Source organism: Chitinophagaceae bacterium C216, from assembly GCA_028485475.2.
In the GTDB taxonomy this organism is placed as follows: Bacteria; Bacteroidota; Bacteroidia; order Chitinophagales; family Chitinophagaceae; genus Niabella; species Niabella composti.
Map to the genome: position 1 here is coordinate 1819439 of CP144143.1, position 16527 is coordinate 1835965.

At 39.4% G+C, this 16527-nt stretch carries 11 protein-coding genes and 1 other RNA gene; 10 read left to right on the forward strand and 2 right to left on the reverse strand.

The features are described 5' to 3' along the window. Positions 1-32 precede the first annotated feature (32 nt). The 7 genes from PIECOFPK_RS07660 (at position 33) to PIECOFPK_RS07690 (ending at position 8164) form a co-directional block, all read left to right on the forward strand. Positions 33-1070 (forward strand): FecR family protein, encoded by a 1038-nt coding sequence (locus PIECOFPK_RS07660; RefSeq protein WP_409965508.1) that lies wholly within the window; start codon positions 33-35, stop codon positions 1068-1070. Between the two features lie 68 nt (positions 1071-1138). Then, complete coding sequence (locus tag PIECOFPK_RS07665; RefSeq protein ID WP_409965509.1) at positions 1139-1945, forward strand: TonB-dependent receptor plug domain-containing protein; 807 nt, start codon at positions 1139-1141, stop codon at positions 1943-1945. Between the two features lie 76 nt (positions 1946-2021). Next, the gene (locus tag PIECOFPK_RS07670; protein WP_409965510.1) at positions 2022-3473 is read left to right on the forward strand and encodes a hypothetical protein; all 1452 of its coding nucleotides are present in this window, start codon (positions 2022-2024) and stop codon (positions 3471-3473) included. Then, on the forward strand, positions 3430-4380 hold the full coding sequence (locus tag PIECOFPK_RS07675) for a hypothetical protein (RefSeq protein WP_409965511.1): 951 nt from the start codon (positions 3430-3432) through the stop codon (positions 4378-4380). The genes PIECOFPK_RS07670 and PIECOFPK_RS07675 overlap by 44 nt, the downstream gene beginning before the upstream one ends. 24 nt (positions 4381-4404) lie before the next feature. After that, positions 4405-6183, forward strand: coding sequence for a RagB/SusD family nutrient uptake outer membrane protein (locus PIECOFPK_RS07680; RefSeq protein ID WP_409965512.1), 1779 nt, complete (start codon positions 4405-4407; stop codon positions 6181-6183). 29 nt (positions 6184-6212) lie between these two features. Continuing rightward, a complete protein-coding gene (locus tag PIECOFPK_RS07685) occupies positions 6213-6572 on the forward strand; it encodes a BACON domain-containing protein (RefSeq protein WP_409965513.1) in 360 nt (119 codons plus the stop codon). Positions 6573-6628: 56 nt separating this feature from the next. Then, entirely contained in the window at positions 6629-8164 is a 1536-nt protein-coding gene (locus PIECOFPK_RS07690; protein WP_409965514.1) for a sulfatase, read from the forward strand. Positions 8165-8252: 88 nt separating this feature from the next. On the opposite strand, the gene secA is transcribed toward PIECOFPK_RS07690, so the two are convergent. Further along, entirely contained in the window at positions 8253-11576 is a 3324-nt protein-coding gene (gene secA / locus PIECOFPK_RS07695) for a preprotein translocase subunit SecA (RefSeq protein WP_409965515.1), read from the reverse strand. Positions 11577-11805: 229 nt separating this feature from the next. On the opposite strand from secA, the gene PIECOFPK_RS07700 reads away from it, so the two are divergent. Beyond that, entirely contained in the window at positions 11806-13743 is a 1938-nt protein-coding gene (locus PIECOFPK_RS07700) for an LTA synthase family protein (protein ID WP_330974269.1), read from the forward strand. Here the strand turns inward: PIECOFPK_RS07700 and PIECOFPK_RS07705 are convergent, their stop codons facing one another. Then, entirely contained in the window at positions 13744-15447 is a 1704-nt protein-coding gene (locus PIECOFPK_RS07705) for a glycosyltransferase family 39 protein (RefSeq protein WP_409965516.1), read from the reverse strand. Between the two features lie 78 nt (positions 15448-15525). Between PIECOFPK_RS07705 and PIECOFPK_RS07710 the strand changes: the two genes are divergently transcribed. Both PIECOFPK_RS07710 and rnpB read left to right on the forward strand, forming a co-directional pair. Beyond that, complete coding sequence (locus tag PIECOFPK_RS07710) at positions 15526-16038, forward strand: acyl-CoA thioesterase (protein ID WP_330974267.1); 513 nt, start codon at positions 15526-15528, stop codon at positions 16036-16038. 96 nt (positions 16039-16134) lie between these two features. Beyond that, positions 16135-16525, forward strand: an RNA gene (rnpB, locus tag PIECOFPK_RS07715) — RNase P RNA component class A. Positions 16526-16527 lie beyond the last annotated feature (2 nt).

Here is a 16527-nt window from a genome sequence, read left to right on the forward strand (position 1 = left end):
GATTTTTATTTTTTAAACGTACAATATAATTGATGGGTAATTCTCCTGACCAACACAAGATTGAGGATTTTCTTGCAAATCGAAGTATGCCACCCGATGCCGATGAGGTTCACGCTTATCTCAGTACACATCCAGAGGCACTAGATGCAATCAGATTGATGGAAGATGTGGATCCTTATGAGATAGTGGAGCGACCCTATGAAGAGAAGATTAAGGGGCTAAATAGGGTGTTTGCCAGAAAAAGACTTTTTATTTCTACAATTAGATGGTTAGCTGCTGCCTGTATTGTAGGAGGATTGATAATCGGAGCGATTATTTGGAGGAAAGTTATTAATGAGAGGCCAGTAGAGGGTGGCACCACAGCAATAGTAGTGAACAATCCCAATACGGGGATGCTCCATTATTTCTTACCGGATAGCTCAGTAGCGGTATTGGATAAAGATGCTGCAATAAGTTTTCAGTCCGATTATATCTTACACAGAACTGTATATGTTACAAGTGGCAATGTATTGTTTCGTGTAAGGAAAAATTCCGATAGTCCGTTTTCTGTTATAGCAAATGGTATTAGTACAACGGCCATTGGAACACAGTTTTGGGTTCAAAAAATAAGTAATGATGTTTTAACTGTTACGCTTACAGAGGGTAAAGTATATATTCATTCGGTAGACAGTTCGTTCAGGATGGATACAGTATTTCTGACGCCCGGTCAAAGTTGTTATATAAACAAACCGTTTGGGACGGTACATATAGCAGAAGATAGATTAAATAAGGAGCGCGCGTATAAAAAAACTAATGTAAATCGACAAACATTCATAGAGGAGCAGAATACGATTGTTTGGACAAATGATAAGATGTTATTAATGGGGCCCAAGCTTAAAAATGTGTTGATCAATCTTGAGAAGCGGTATCACGTGAAGATCGTTGCCTTAGATACTTCCATTTATGATGCTTCTATTACCGGGCAAATATTTTACAATGACTCTTTGGAAACCTTAATAAGAGCTATCTGCGATTTAAACAAGCTAGTATATGAAAGAGATAAAGATACCATATACTTAAAGCGTAATTAATAAAAATACATGTTTTTATGTTTTCAGGCAATCCAAATGCAATCGTGCAACCAATAAAATAAGTAAATATGCTAAGACCTCTCAAACATTTATTGCTTTTGTTCCTTTCCTGTTTTGCTTTTCTTGGCGTCTCAGCACAGAAAACCGTAAACGGAAAAATTCTTTCAGAGTCAGGGGAAAGTCTTTCTTCTGTAACAGTTATAGTGGAAAATATAACTACTGGTCAGCAACGAATGTTGTTGACAGATTCTTCTGGCATTTTTTCCATTCCTAACTTACATCCTGGCCAGCGCTACAATTTGTATTTTGAACATGTAGGATATCAAAGGGATTCTTTGAAGAACTATCTAGTGTCAAATAATGAAAACAGTTTATTATTAATAAGGATGAGGCTGCTGCAATCAGAGCTAGGGGAAGTGGTTGTAGTTGGTTATGGTACCCAGAAAAAAGTAAATCTTACAGGCGCTGTATCTGTAATCAAGGGTGCGGATATTGAAACACGTCCTGTATTAAATGCTACGCAGAGTTTGCAAGGTTTGGTTCCGGGTTTGAATATCTCCGTAGGGACTAGTACGAAACCTGGACAGAGCTTTAACCTGAATATTCGTGGGGCGGGAAATCTGGCAGGCGGAGATGGCCCGTTTGTTTTAGTCGATGGCATGCCAATGGACCTTTCGGAGATTAATCCGAATGATATTGAATCTATTTCTGTATTAAAGGATGCAGCAGCTTCTGCTGTATATGGAGCTCGTGCTCCTTATGGTGTTATATTAATAACCACCAAAAAAGGAAAAGCTGATCGGATTATGCTCAACTATTCGGGCGATTACGGTTTTACACGGCCCGTAAAACTGCCTGATATGGAACTCGTATGAGTTTGCAAAATATTTTAATGCAGCAACATTTAATGCACAAGGCAGTAAGCAATATTCAGATGAAAAGCTGGAATTGTTGAAAAGATATGTTGAAAATCCTAAAGGCATAAATATTTTCCCAGAAGCAAATGATAATTATTTGTCTAATTGGGAAAATACAGCTAATGGGGTAGCAAATACTAACTGGTTTAAGTTTCATTACAAACCTTGGTCACATCGCCAAGCGCATAATTTGAGCTTAAGTGGTGGTAATAAAATTACCCAATATTTTGTCTCCGGGGGATATTATGATGAAGCAGGTCTTCTGCGTTTTGCTGACATGGATTATAATAGGTTAAACTTTAATAGTACCATTATTACACAACTTACAGATTGGTTAAAGTTTAAACTAAATACCAAAGTCACTAATGATAAATATACTGCTCCCTTTAGTATCAATGGAACTTTTGAGTCTTTGTTTATGCATAATTTGGCGAGAATGAGACCCAATATTTCGCCTTATGATCTTAATGGAAATTATAACGAGATTTCTAGTGTACCTTATTTTCAATCGGGATCTAAGTATACTAATAAAAATTTTACCCTAGCCTTATTGCCAGGTGTGGAAATAGAACCTCTAAAAAACTGGAAAATAATAGCTGATTTTAATATTCTAAAGAAAGATGGTCAGATTGAGACTTTGTTAATCCCTGGTGTAGTGTATGGAATTGACGGTACTCCTAAGTTGGTAAACCGATCAGAATTTGCTATTCCTATTGGAGGTAGTTATTCTAGAGAGGAAAATAATAATATTTACATATCTCCGAATATTTACACATCTTATAATTATTCCATCGATAGGAAACATAATTTCGGCATTATGGCCGGATTTCAGCAAGAGTTGAATCAATTTCGCTCTTTAACTTCTTCCGCTCAAGATTTAATTAGTTTTAATCGTCCGGGGATATCATTAACTACTACTACACCTACTACTAAAGAATCACGTAATGAATGGGCTACGAGAGGGTATTTTGGAAGATTGAGCTACAACTTTAGAGAAAAATATCTGATAGAGCTCAATGGCCGTTATGATGGTTCTTCTCGTTTTTCTCCTAACAATAGATGGGGATTCTTTCCATCGATGTCTGTGGGGTACAACATCGCTAAGGAGAACTTTATGAAGAATGTCACGTTCGTAAATAATCTAAAAATACGTGGTTCGTATGGTATGTTGGGGAACCAATCCGGGGCTGGTCTATATTCATATATTCAAACTATGGGTATTTCAGTTCTTGGTACCAATGGTTCAGGTCCTTCATGGTTTTTTCAGAACGGAAGAGAGGCTATAATTTATGCACCGGCTCCCTTTAATCAAAGTACTACCTGGGAAAAAGTGTTGACTAAAAATATTGGGTTAGATTTTGATCTTTTTGCTTACAAGCTTTCCGGTTCTTTGGATATTTATCAGCGAGAGACGAGGGATATGCTTGGTCCAACTTTTGATATTGCCGATTTGTTTGGGGGGGGGGGCTGTTCCTGCAAGCAATAATGCAAATCTTCGTACTAATGGTTGGGAATTAATGTTGGCTTATCGTAACAGAATAGGTAATGATATTAATTACTCTATCACAGGTGTGATTTCTGATAACGTAACTGTTATCACCAAGTATGAGAATCCCACTTTCACTGATCCTGCTGGATCGTGGTATGTAGGTAAAAAGGTTGGTGAAATTTGGGGGTATCGAGCAAGTGGTTTGATTCAAACTCAGGAGGAAGCAGATGCGTTTAATCAACTGGATCATTCCTACATCAGCCCTGTAGCATGGAAACCTGGCGATGTACGTTATGTGGATTTAAATAATGATGGTAAGATTGATCGGGGTAATAACCGATTGGGAGATATGGGGGACTTAACCATTATTGGTAATACCTCTCCTCGGTATGCTTATTCTTTTACAGGCAATATTGAGTGGAAGGGGTTGTCTCTCTCTATTATGTTTCAAGGCATAGGGAAGCGTCATTATGCCCCCGGTGTAGGAGATGTGTATTTTTGGGGTTCGGGAGCTTTGGCACAGGTTACCGTATTTTCACAACATTTAGACTATTGGACTCCTGAGAATCCAAATGCTTATTATCCCAATCCTTATTCTGCTCCTGTAGGCTCTATTGGTTCTTTTGTTAATAAGACACAGCAAGTGAGTGATAGATATCTGCAAAATGCGGCTTATGTGAGATTAAAGAATGCAACTATAGGTTATAGTCTACCTCGAGAGGTCATACAACGCATTAAATTAAGCAAGGTTCATCTCTATGTTTCGGGTGAAAACCTGCTTACGTTTACCAAACTTACTAAGATTTTCGATCCTGAAACTTTGGTTGGGGTAGGAGGAACTACCACCGGCAAAATTTATCCTCTTACACAGGTTTATTCCTTAGGTATAAACATCGGTTTATAATATAAACAGTCAAAAATCAGCGCAATGAGTTCTAAAATTAAAATTTCTATATTCATTATTATTATATGTAGTCTAAGTCTAACTGCATGTAATAAGGATTTCTTGAATCGTCAGCCACAAGATGTATTAAGTTCTGACAATCCACTGGCGACTACTAATGAAATGCGTTTATTTCTTAATCAGTTTTATGAAACTAGTTTTCCCTCTCACCCAGTTACTGTGGGCGGGGCTGGTATTGCATTTAACGATGCCGGTACCGATAATATGACTTTTTCTTCTGTTAATAATAGAATGAATGGTACTTTGTCCTTAAGTAATGCAAGTCCTTTAAGTGGATATTCTACTATAAGAAGTATAAACTATTTTTTAGAAAATTATCATAATGCTACAGGTGATAGAAACCTAATTAATCAATATGTAGGTGAGGCCAGATTTTTTAGAGCAATTACGTATTTCAACATGCTAAAGAATTATGGTGATCTTACTTGGGTGAATAAAGTCCTTTCTGCAGATACTTCTTTTATGCAAGTGCCACGTGATCCTAGAACACTGGTTGTAGACTCTATTTTAACAGATCTAGATATAGCGGCGGAATTATTGCCAGCTGTTTCTAGTAGTGCAACAATGCGTGTGCATAAAGATGTTGCCTTAGCGTTAAAATCAAGAGTTGCCCTTTATGAAGGGACATGGCAAAAATACCATAAGGCAAAAAATGATCCATTTTTTACAAATGGGATTACTGATGCTAAAATCCAAAATTATTTAGAGCAAGCTAGAGATGCAGCTTATGCGGTGATGAGCAGTGGAAGATGGCAGGTTTATACCACAGGCAATCCCTTAGAGGATTATAAAACAATGTTTATTACTACAGACTTATCTACCAACCCAGAAGTACTTTTATTCCGTCGCTATAGTGTAAGGGATAATATCGGACATAGCACTAGTAAATATCTCTCTACAGCAGGGGCAGATATGGGAATAACTCAATCTCTGGTAGATGACTATTTGACAAGAGATGGGCGCCCTTTTCTTGGAAATGAAAGGCTTCAAACACAGCAAATTTATGGTAATGAACTTAAACCAGATATTAGAGATCCACGCCTGTTTCAAACAGTAGCTGTTCCGGGGCAATCTTTACGTCCTGATGCTGTGGTGCCAGATTTTCCTCCAATAGATCAAACTGGATTTAACAGAAGCACGACAGGCTTCCCTCTATATAAATTTTTGGAGTACAATGATTCTAGAGCTGTAGCTGATGATTATAATAGTCAGGCCCCAGCTATTGCATTTCGCTATGCCGAAGTATTATTAAATTATGCAGAGGCTATGGCTGAATTAGGAGGTGATCCTACTCTTATTACCGCGGCACTTAAACCATTACGTGATCGTGTGGGAATGCCTCCTGTGGATTTGGCAAGGGAGTATAATACCGATCCTAATTACCCTTTTCGTGATCTAAGCCCTGTACTTCAGGCAGTAAGAAGAGAAAGGAGGGTGGAACTAGCTGCTGAAGGTTTTCGTTTAGATGATATTATGCGATGGGCTGCTGCAGATATATTAATTAAAGGTCAGCGACCTATTGGAGCCTTATACATTGGTAGTAATATGAGCGCTCATTATCCAACATCCTATCAGCCTTTGTTAACGGGTATTAATTCCGATAGTAGACGTTATTTAGATCCTTTGCGAAATGTGTTGCCGAATGGTTATGGATTCAATTTAAATAGAGATTATTTGTTACCTATTCAGCAACGTATGCTACAGTTAACTGGCTATAAGTGGACTCAGAATCCCAATTGGTAATTATTTATTAGTCATAAAATGATTTCAAAATGTTAAGAAATTATATACTAAAAAATCGATTTGCTTTATTATTCATTATATTTTTTATTTCATTTATTTCTTGTAAAAAAGACGAGCTGCCTCCAAAGCCCGAGCCTTCGCCATTTTCTGCCACATTGGAAAATAATACAGCTGCTTTTCCTGCAAATGGCGGGACAGTTAATATCGTCATCAATGCGGGTACAAATGGTTGGTGCGTTATCAATAAGATTTACGGTTCAGGAGATTATAAATTGCCTGTGACTATCTTACCTAATAATACAGGTATGTCGCGCTCCATTACCGTTACTATTAATCCAACATTCAATCTTCCTCCTGAATCAATTACTATAACGCAAAATGCAAACTGAGATTGTTTTAACTTTATTGGAGGTTGTTAGTAATGAAAATCAAACTCAATATAAAAATGTTCAAGCTTAAAGAACTATTAGTGGGATTGCTTGCAATAACTGCATGTGCCGCAGTGGCACAAAAGCGTCCTAATATCGTTATTATTATTTCCGATGATCATGCCTTTCAGACAATAAGTGCCTATGGGAGCAAGCTGATGCAAACTCCCGCAATTGATAGAATTGCTAAAGAGGGTGTACTATTTAATAGAGCTTATGTAACCAACTCTATTTGTGGTCCTAGCCGTGCAGTAATTATCACCGGTAAGTATAGTCATAAAAATGGATTTAAGGATAACGAGAACTCTACTTTCGATGGTTCACAGAATAATTTCTTAAAAGAGTTAACCAGAGCCGGATATCAGACTGCATGGATTGGAAAATGGCACCTTAAAACCAATCCTGAAGGAATTTCTTATTGGCAAGTATTGCCGGGGCAGGGGAGTTACTTCAATCCTGATTTTATTATGATGGATGGTAGTACTAAAAGAATCGAAGGGTATGCTACCAATATTACTCAGGATATTGCTGAGGAGTGGTTAAACCAACGCGATACTTCTAAGCCTTTCTGTTTGGTGATTGGTCACAAGGCTACACATCGTACCTGGATGCCCGACACTTGTGATCTTGGAATGTTTGACGATGTTACTTTCCCGTTACCTCCTACATTTTACGATCAGTACGAAAACCGCAAGGCGGCTGCAGTACAGGAAATGAGCATAGCTAAAGACTTAAGATTGGGATATGATCTTAAGATTTTTAATAGTGAAGAGGAGGAGAACAAAGAACGTAGTTTTATGCGCATGAATGCAGCACAACGGGCTGCTTATAGCCGGTACTACGCGCCTATAAGAGAAGATTTTAAGAAAAAGAATTTGTCCGGTAAGGAACTTATCGAGTGGAAGTATCAGCGTTATATGAAAGATTATTTGTCCACTGCGGCATCTCTTGATCGCAATATTGGACGGGCACTCGACTACTTAGATAAGCATAATCTAAGCGACAATACTATAGTGATTTATATGAGCGATCAGGGGTTTTATATGGGAGAGCATGGTTGGTTTGATAAACGTTTCATGTATGAAGAGTCATTCCGTACACCTATGGTGATGCGCTATCCCGGGAAAATAAAGCCTGGTAGTATCAATAATGATCTGGTGATGAATGTGGATATTGCACCCACTATTTTGGAAGCAGCCGGTGTTCCCATTCCTGCCGATATGCAAGGAGCTTCTTTCTTGCCTTTAGTAACTCAAAACAAGGCAAAAGGAAGAGCGGCCCTGTATTATCATTATTACGAAAATGGAGAACATGCTGTATCGCCGCATTTTGGTATTAGCACCGGAAGATACAAGCTCATTCGTTTTTACAAACGTGTGGAAGGTTGGGAGCTTTATGATTTGCGGAATGATCAATATGAAATGAAAAATTTGTACAATCTTCCACAATACAAAAAACTGGTAGCACAACTTAAAAAGCAATTGCTGCAGTTAATCGATAAGTACGAAGATGTAGAAGCTAAAGCTATTTTGTTTTCAGAAGGTGGTTTGTAAACAATATTTCTAAAGCTACAACAAAAGGATAAAAATAAAAGAGGCGGTGTGAAACCGCCTCTTTTTATATGTCGTTTTGAAATTAGGATCACTCTCCTTTTCCATGACAATGCTTGTATTTTTTACCACTACCACAGGGACAAGGATCGTTTCTTCCGATTTTAGGTCCTACGCGTATAGGTTCCTGTTTTACGCGTGTGGCCGTGGGGTCAAAATAATCGCGCTCATTGGCCGCATAGTCATCGCCTGCTGCATCAATCTCATCTTTATTAACACTTAATTTGCTGAGATCGGTTTTTTCCTGACGACCTTCTTTGATAGCAGTATCCTGTTGTTGTTCGGGTAATGAAGCCTGTGTTAAGAATGAGATGATGTCTTTATTAAGGTTCATCACCATATTGTTAAACAACTGGAAGGCTTCCATTTTGTAAATTACCAGCGGATCTTTCTGCTCCAGATATGCCGTTTGCACGCTTTGCTTAAGATCGTCCATAGCGCGCAGATGCTCTTTCCATGCTTCATCAATTACAGCAAGCGTAATGGTTTTTTCCATGCTTGCTATAAGCGCTCTACCATTGGTTTCGATGGTTTTGTCAAGAGGTGCCAGTACATTAATACCCTTTCTACCATCTGAGAACGGTACTACTACATTTTCTATATGACTACCTTGGGTAGCACGTATATTTTGGAATACAGGAACGGCTTTTTGACAAATACTTTCTGTGTGTTCGTTGTAGCGTTTTATAGCTTCATCATACAGTTTGTCTGATAAAGAACGGATATCACCGGTTTTTAATTCATCTTCGGTAATGGTTGTATCCATACCAAAGTTCAAGATACAGGCTAATTTAAAGCCTTCGAAATCCTCCTGCTCTTTGAACGATGTAACCAGACTTTCGGCTACGATGGCAAAAGCGTTATCAATGTCTAGTGAAAGTCTTTCTCCAAACAAAGCATGATTTCTTTTTTCATAAATCGCATTTCTTTGTTTGTTCATTACATCATCGTACTCCAACAGACGCTTACGTATTCCGAAGTTGTTTTCTTCTACTTTCTTTTGTGCACGCTGAATGGAGTTGCTGATCATACTATGCTGTATCACGTCTCCTTCTTTGTACCCCAGCTTATCCATCATACTGGCGATACGGTCGCTACCAAACATACGCATCAGGTCGTCTTCCAGTGATACGTAGAATTGGGAACTACCGGGGTCGCCCTGACGTCCGGCACGCCCACGTAACTGTCGGTCTACCCGGCGGCTTTCGTGTCTTTCGGTACCAATGATTGCCAACCCTCCGGCTTCTTTTACGCCTGGGCCCAGCTTAATATCGGTACCCCGACCGGCCATGTTGGTAGCAATAGTTACAGCTCCAGCCTGACCTGCTTCCGCCACAATTACAGCTTCTCTTGCATGCTGTTTTGCGTTCAATACATTGTGTGGAATTTTTTTCTGTTGTAGCATACGGCTTAACAGCTCACTGGTTTCCACAGAAGTGGTACCTACTAGTACCGGGCGGCCACTGTTTCTTAAGCGCTCAATTTCGTCTATAATGGCTTTATATTTCTCGCGTTTGGTTTTGTAAACTAAATCCTGTTTATCCTCACGAATGACTGGAAGATGTGTTGGGATGGTCACCACATCCAGTTTGTAAATGCTCCACAGTTCTGCTGCTTCAGTTTCCGCAGTACCGGTCATACCAGCCAGCTTATGATACATACGGAAATAGTTTTGCAGGGTAATGGTGGCATATGTTTGTGTAGCCGCTTCGATCTTTACGTTTTCTTTAGCCTCAAGTGCTTGGTGCAGACCATCACTGTATCGGCGCCCCTCCATAATACGACCGGTTTGTTCATCCACGATCTTAATAGCGCCATCCATAATGACGTACTCAACATCTTTTTCGAAGAGGGCGTACGCTTTTAACAATTGCTGTACAGCGTGTATACGGTCTGCTTTAAGGGTATACTCGTTTAATACTTGTTCTTTTCTTTTAAGTTTTTCTTCGGCAGTGGCATCACTTTTTTCTATTTCGGCCAGCATTGCGCCAATATCAGGCAATACGAAGAAATTAGGGTCTTCGCCAGCTCTGGTAATGGTTGCCAACCCCTTTTCTGTTAGGTCTACCGATCTATTTTTTTCGTCAATACGGAAAAGCAGTTCCGAATCAACGATATGCATATTGCGTTCCTGATCTTGTAGATAATAGTTTTCGGCTTTTTGAAGTTTTACTTTAATACCTGGTTCGCTTAGATATTTAATCAGCGGATTGTATTTGGGTAATCCGCGGAAGGCTCTGTACAAGTATAGGCCTCCTGTTTTAGGATCGTCTTCGCCTTTTTCAATTAACCTTTTTGCTTCGTTCAGCGAATTTCTTACAATACGTTCCTGTTCGCGATAAAGTTGTTCTACCCGGGGTTTCAGTAGATGGTACTGCTGTTCATCGCCTTTATCAACAGGACCGCTTATGATTAAGGGTGTACGAGCATCGTCAATTAATACGCTATCCACCTCATCCACCATAGCGTAATGGTGCTTGCGCTGCACAATCTCGTCGGCAGTATGCACCATGTTGTCGCGTAGATAGTCGAAGCCGAATTCGTTATTGGTTCCGTAAGTAATGTCGGCCAAATAAGCATTGCGTCTTGCCGGTGTATTGGGTTGATGTTTGTCGATACAATCCACACGCAGTCCTAGCCATTCAAAAATAGGACCGTTCCACTCTTGGTCACGACGGGCCAAATAATCGTTCACTGTTACGATGTGCACTCCTTCGCCGGCGAGTGCATTCAGATACGCCGGTAGGGTAGATACTAGTGTTTTACCTTCCCCGGTTGCCATTTCAGCAATTTTCCCGCTGTGCAATACGGCACCACCAATCAGCTGCACATCATAGTGCACCATGTTCCAGGTGATTTTCCCACCGGCTGCGGTCCAGGTGTTGCTATATATGGCTTTATCGCCGTCGATAGTGATGTAATCGCTTTTTACACTTAACTCTCGGTCTAGGTCGGTGGCTGTAGCTACAATCTGCTCATTTTCTTTAAATCTTCTGGCGGTTTCTTTTACTACCGCAAAAGCCTCGGGTAGTAATTCGTCCAGAATTTTTTCAATTTCCTTATCGCGCTCTTTCTTCAGCTCATCCACCTGTTTGTAAATCTTATCTTTTTCAACAAGCTTATCGTGCGAAAGTGCTTCGGCCTCGGCATTCAGTGCTTCCTGCTTTTTATCTATCTCGCTTAAGTGTGCTTTAATGCGCTGTCTGAACTCCTGAGTTTTACCTCGAAGTTCATCATTGGTTAACGATTGATATTGCTGGAAATAGTTATTTATTTTCTCTACAACAGGCAGAAGCTTTTTAACGTCTTTTTCTGACTTGCTCCCACCAAAAAGCTTTGATAAAAAACCAAACATGATAATGTATTAATATTTTAAATGAATATCCACCTTCAAAAACAGTGCTGTTATTATAAATAACAGACAATTTGACAGGGTTGCAAAGATAACGAAAAGACCCGTAGCGTGGGTACTCCTTTCGTCATACATACCGCCCATATCAGATAGCGAATTTTGTGATATAGCATTCAAAAATAGGTAATAAGTGTGTTGTATTATCAAATTGCTAATTTTGAAACATTTTTATATGAAGTTTAAAGCCAATTACTACGCGGCAGTCCTGTACCGGATGGGTGTTGCCTTGTTTTTTATATTCCTCTGTCGGTTTATCTTCTGGGGGCTGAATACCTCATTATTCCCTGGATTGACAGCTGATAAGTGGTTGCATATCTTGAAGGGAGGATTGCGGTTTGATATTGCAGCACTATTTTATTTTAATGCACTCTCGCTAGTATTGATGGTGTTCCCTTTACCCGCTTCAGTGCTCAACCATAGGATTTACAAACGGGTTGTAGAAACTTCTTTTATTGTATGCAATGGAATTGCTTTATTGCTCAATTGTATTGATTTTATTTATTATCGTTTTACACTAAGGCGCACCACATTTGCAGTGCTTAAAGAGTTTCAGAATGAACAAAACTTTGGACAGCTTGCCAAGCATTTTGTATCAGATTTCTGGTATGTGACATTGATTTATCTTGCCTTGCTGACGCTGATGATATTTTTATACAACCGGGTACAGACTGAAGCAATAGAGGGAAAATCAAAAGTACGATACTATATCAGGGGGGTAGTAATATTGCTATTAACCGTGTTTCTGGCGATAGGAGGCATTCGTGGCGATTACAAACATAGTACCCGTCCTATTACCATTAGTAATGCCGGAGATTATGTTAGCAATCCCAATGAAATTTATTTAGTACTGAATACGCCTTTTACGTTTATCAGAACTACCAGCGTACAGACTCTTAAGAGAGTGAATTATTATACTGACGAAGAACTGGAGCAGATTTATACTCCCATTCATCGCCCACATCCTGATAATGTGTTTCAAAAGAAAAATGTAGTGTTAATTCTGCTGGAAAGCTTTGGCAAAGAGGCAATGGGTTTTTACAACAAAGATTTGGAAGGTGGCACCTATACAGGGTTTACGCCTTTTCTGGACTCCCTAGCCGCACATAGTAAGATTTTCTGGCAATCGTTTGCCAATGGTAGAAAGTCTATTGATGCGATTCCTTCTTGTATAGCCAGTATTCCTAGTGGTGTTAATCCTTTTGTACTCACACCTTATGTGTCGGATACCATAGGAGGGCTGGCTCATGTGCTACGTAAAGAAGGTTATCATACATCCTTCTTCCACGGAGCTCCTAATGGGTCAATGGGCTTTACGGCCATTACCAAATTGTTAGGCATAGAATATTATTATGGCAAAAACGAGTTTAATAACGATGCGGAATATGACGGTATTTGGGGTATTTGGGATGAGCCCTTTTTGCAGTTTTTTGCACAAAAGTTGGGAACATTTCAGCAGCCATTCTTTAGTACCTTTTTTTCTGTGTCTTCTCATCATCCTTTTAAGGTGCCGGAAAAATATAAGGACGTATTTAAGAAAGGCCCGTTACCCGTGCTGGAATGCATTGGGTATACCGACATGGCTCTGAAAAAATTTTTTGAAGCTGCCAAGCAGCAGCCTTGGTTTGATAATACACTGTTTATAATTAGTGCTGATCATGCTACGGTAACTTATCATGAAGAGTATCAGACGCCATGGGGAGATATTGCCATTCCGATTATTTTATATGCTCCTGGAGATAGTGCTATGAATGGTATTCACGATGGTATTATTCAGCAAATTGATATCATGCCTACTGTATTGGGATATCTAAATTATAACAAGCCTTTTGTAGCATACGGTAATAATGTGTTAGATACAGCGCAACAGCAGCAGGCATTTGCTTTTCAGTATTCCGCTGGATATAAGTGGTTTGAGGGAGATTACATGCTTTTCTCAGACGGTGAGCACGTAAAGGAGTTGTACAATTATAAAACCGATCGTCTTTTCCGCAATAATATTGCTGCTGATAGCTCACAGTTAGCCGAACGATTGCATCGCCGATTAAAAGCTTTTATACAGCAGTATAATAACCGACTTATTGAAAATCGTTTGGTAATTGAAACTCCATAGTTATTCCACTTTCACTGGATAAAAAGCGCTGGCAAAGTTGCCCGGGAGTATACCATTCTTGATAGAGAAGAGTATTTTATACTTGCCGGGGTTCTCCGGAGTTTTTAATTGAATGTGTATTTGCTTTTTTTCATTTGCCTGGAAAGTTATACCTGGTATAACATAATCTTCGGTTGAGTTGATGTAGTCATACTTGGCTATAAAGAAAGCATAATCTACTTGTAAGGGATTATATAGCTGTATATCGTGGTCGGCTTTGTTTTCAATCGTCAACGTAACCGCGTAAGTGCTATTGGCCTTTAATGTAGAAGGAATATCTGAAGGAGTAATTTTCAACGCATTGATGCAAGTGTAATGTTTGAGTGGCAGTAACGTGCCCGGCGCATATTTTGTATCGATATATGTATGTGAGGGGGCTTCCGCGTTTCCTCCTTTATAATAGTAGAGATTTTGGCCGGAGAATATACAATCATCCTGAAGATTGAAATTTGTTTTCCTATAACTCTTAGTATTATAGCCTATGGCTTGAGCACCTTCGTTATAATACATGTATAGAGAAGGCAATACATAGGAATTTTCAAATAGTATCGGGGTATCGCCGACCTTACTGTACACAGTTTTTGCCCATTCCTTACCATAAAAGAAGGGATAATAATTTTTGATCAGCAAAAAAGGCGAATGAGGTATGAAGAATAAAATACGCGCTAGCAAAATAAGTGCAATATTGGCTATAGCTAGCTTTTTAAATATGCGTTGATATTTGGGAGTGCCGTTGTTGAGTAACCATAAGAACAATACAATAAATGACGGCGTACCAATTAACGTCCAATGAGCCTCTACAGTGTTTTTAAGAGATGAGATTAAAAAGAAAATCAGTGTTCCGGCAAATACAAAAGCGTGGGCTCTTAAAAGTTTGTTTTGTATTTTAATTTTATAACAAGTAGCATAAAATAGCAGTGAGATAAACGGGCCGAAAACCAATAACTGTCCCAGTAAATAATCTGTCGTGTAATTAATTCTATAGTGTTTGGCAAGACGTTCATTAAGATGAAATCTAAGGCTGGGCCAGTCGTGCGTGTACTGCCAATAGATATGCGGAAGAAAGAATAAAGTAGTGAGTAAAACCACCAACCAGAAATGTTTATTCAATAGCAACCGTAAATTGGAGAGTACCACAAAAATTACAAGCAATATACCATGATATTTACTGTAGAACATTCCGGTTATAGCTACAGCCATCAATAATGTATTGCTCAGTGTGTTTTTATCTAGGAAATATTTATAGCTTAATAAAAACAAAGATGCAAAAAACAAGAGAGGTGCATCAGGTGTCGTAATAAAACTATAAACATTAAGAATAAGGGTTGCAGCACAAATGAGAATAAACCATCGCACATTTTTCAACGCATCGGGCAAAGCCTTGTACATAATTAATATGCTGCAGGTGGTAATCAATACTGTTCCCAGTCTGGTGAATACAGGCCCATGTCCCAGTAGTTCGCCCAAACGGATTAGTACAGTTACCATAGGTGGATGGTCGAAGTAGCTCCAGTCCAGATTTTTGGATAGCTGCCAGTAATAGGCTTCATCGCCTTCTAGATTCAGAAAGGCTGCCTGTAAGCAATTAACAACAAACCACCCTAGAGCAAAATAGGTTAGGTATTTTGTTTCATTTCGGGAAGTAGTATGGACACCGATACTCATGTATTTGTAATTTATTGCGGCGGTAGCTTTTTTAGTAATCATCTGGTAAAATGAAGCTTTGCCGCTACCTTTGCAAATATGACGAAAAAACCTAAAGATAGTATCGTAATAATGACAGAGTTGGTTTTGCCCAATGATACCAATACGTTTGGTAATCTCATGGGGGGACGACTTATGTATTGGATGGACATTGCGGCTGCTCTTTCGGCCCAAAAACATTGTAATGCACCGGTAGTAACCGCATCGGTAGATAACCTTTCGTTTGTAAACCCTATTAAATTGGGTAATGTAGTACATATCGAGGCGCGTGTGACACGCTCTTTTAACACCTCCATGGAAGTAATGCTAAATGTCTGGGGGGAAGATTTGGTGCGGAAGGATCGATATAAAAGCAATACAGCTTATTATACGTTTGTCGCATTGGATGCAGACGGAAAACCTACACCAGTACCTGCTATTGAGCCGGAGACTGACGAGGAAAAAGAATTATACAACGGAGCTTTGCGTCGCAGACAATTGCGTTTAATATTGAGCAATAAAATGAAGCCGGGTGAAGCAACAGAGTTAAGGCGCCTTTTTGAAAAAGGATAAACTATGTTGGGCTTCATTAGGTGGTAATACCTTTTTATTCGAATAGCGAGAAGCCGTATTTTTGGTCGGTTCAATTATTGATTAAATTTACAAATAGTTACAAGCCAGGCTATCGCCTTTCAATTCTCTGAAGGGAGGAAAGTCCGGACAGCGTAGGGCAACACACCGGTGAATAGCCGGGTTCGCCAATAGGCGAAACAGAAAGTGCCACAGAAAATTACCACCTTTCTTTGCTTTACGGCAGGAAAGGCCAGGGTGAAAACGTGAGGTAAGAGCTCACGGGAATACTTAGTAATAAGTATTTCGGGTAAACCTTGTGTGCTGAAATGCCATGTAAACCCCGATTTTTCTTCGGCCCGGAGAAATGCTTCCATGCTATCGGGGAGGGTAGGCAGATTGACTTCCGGTAGTAATACTGGAAGCAGATAAATGATAGCCATTCCACTTTGGTGGAAGACAGAATCCGGCTTATCGGCTTGTAACTTTTTT

What these genes read in the sequence shown, in the direction of transcription:
- PIECOFPK_RS07660 (WP_409965508.1), top strand. Translation starts at nt 33, where the DNA reads ATGGGTAATTCTCCTGACCAACACAAGATTGAGGATTTTCTTGCAAAT.
- PIECOFPK_RS07665 (WP_409965509.1), top strand. Translation starts at nt 1,139, where the DNA reads ATGCTAAGACCTCTCAAACATTTATTGCTTTTGTTCCTTTCCTGTTTT.
- PIECOFPK_RS07680 (WP_409965512.1), top strand. Translation starts at nt 4,405, where the DNA reads ATGAGTTCTAAAATTAAAATTTCTATATTCATTATTATTATATGTAGT.
- PIECOFPK_RS07685 (WP_409965513.1), top strand. Translation starts at nt 6,213, where the DNA reads ATGTTAAGAAATTATATACTAAAAAATCGATTTGCTTTATTATTCATT.
- PIECOFPK_RS07690 (WP_409965514.1), top strand. Translation starts at nt 6,629, where the DNA reads ATGTTCAAGCTTAAAGAACTATTAGTGGGATTGCTTGCAATAACTGCA.
- secA (WP_409965515.1), bottom strand. Translation starts at nt 11,576, where the DNA reads ATGTTTGGTTTTTTATCAAAGCTTTTTGGTGGGAGCAAGTCAGAAAAA.
- PIECOFPK_RS07700 (WP_330974269.1), top strand. Translation starts at nt 11,806, where the DNA reads ATGAAGTTTAAAGCCAATTACTACGCGGCAGTCCTGTACCGGATGGGT.
- PIECOFPK_RS07705 (WP_409965516.1), bottom strand. Translation starts at nt 15,447, where the DNA reads ATGAGTATCGGTGTCCATACTACTTCCCGAAATGAAACAAAATACCTA.
- PIECOFPK_RS07710 (WP_330974267.1), top strand. Translation starts at nt 15,526, where the DNA reads ATGACGAAAAAACCTAAAGATAGTATCGTAATAATGACAGAGTTGGTT.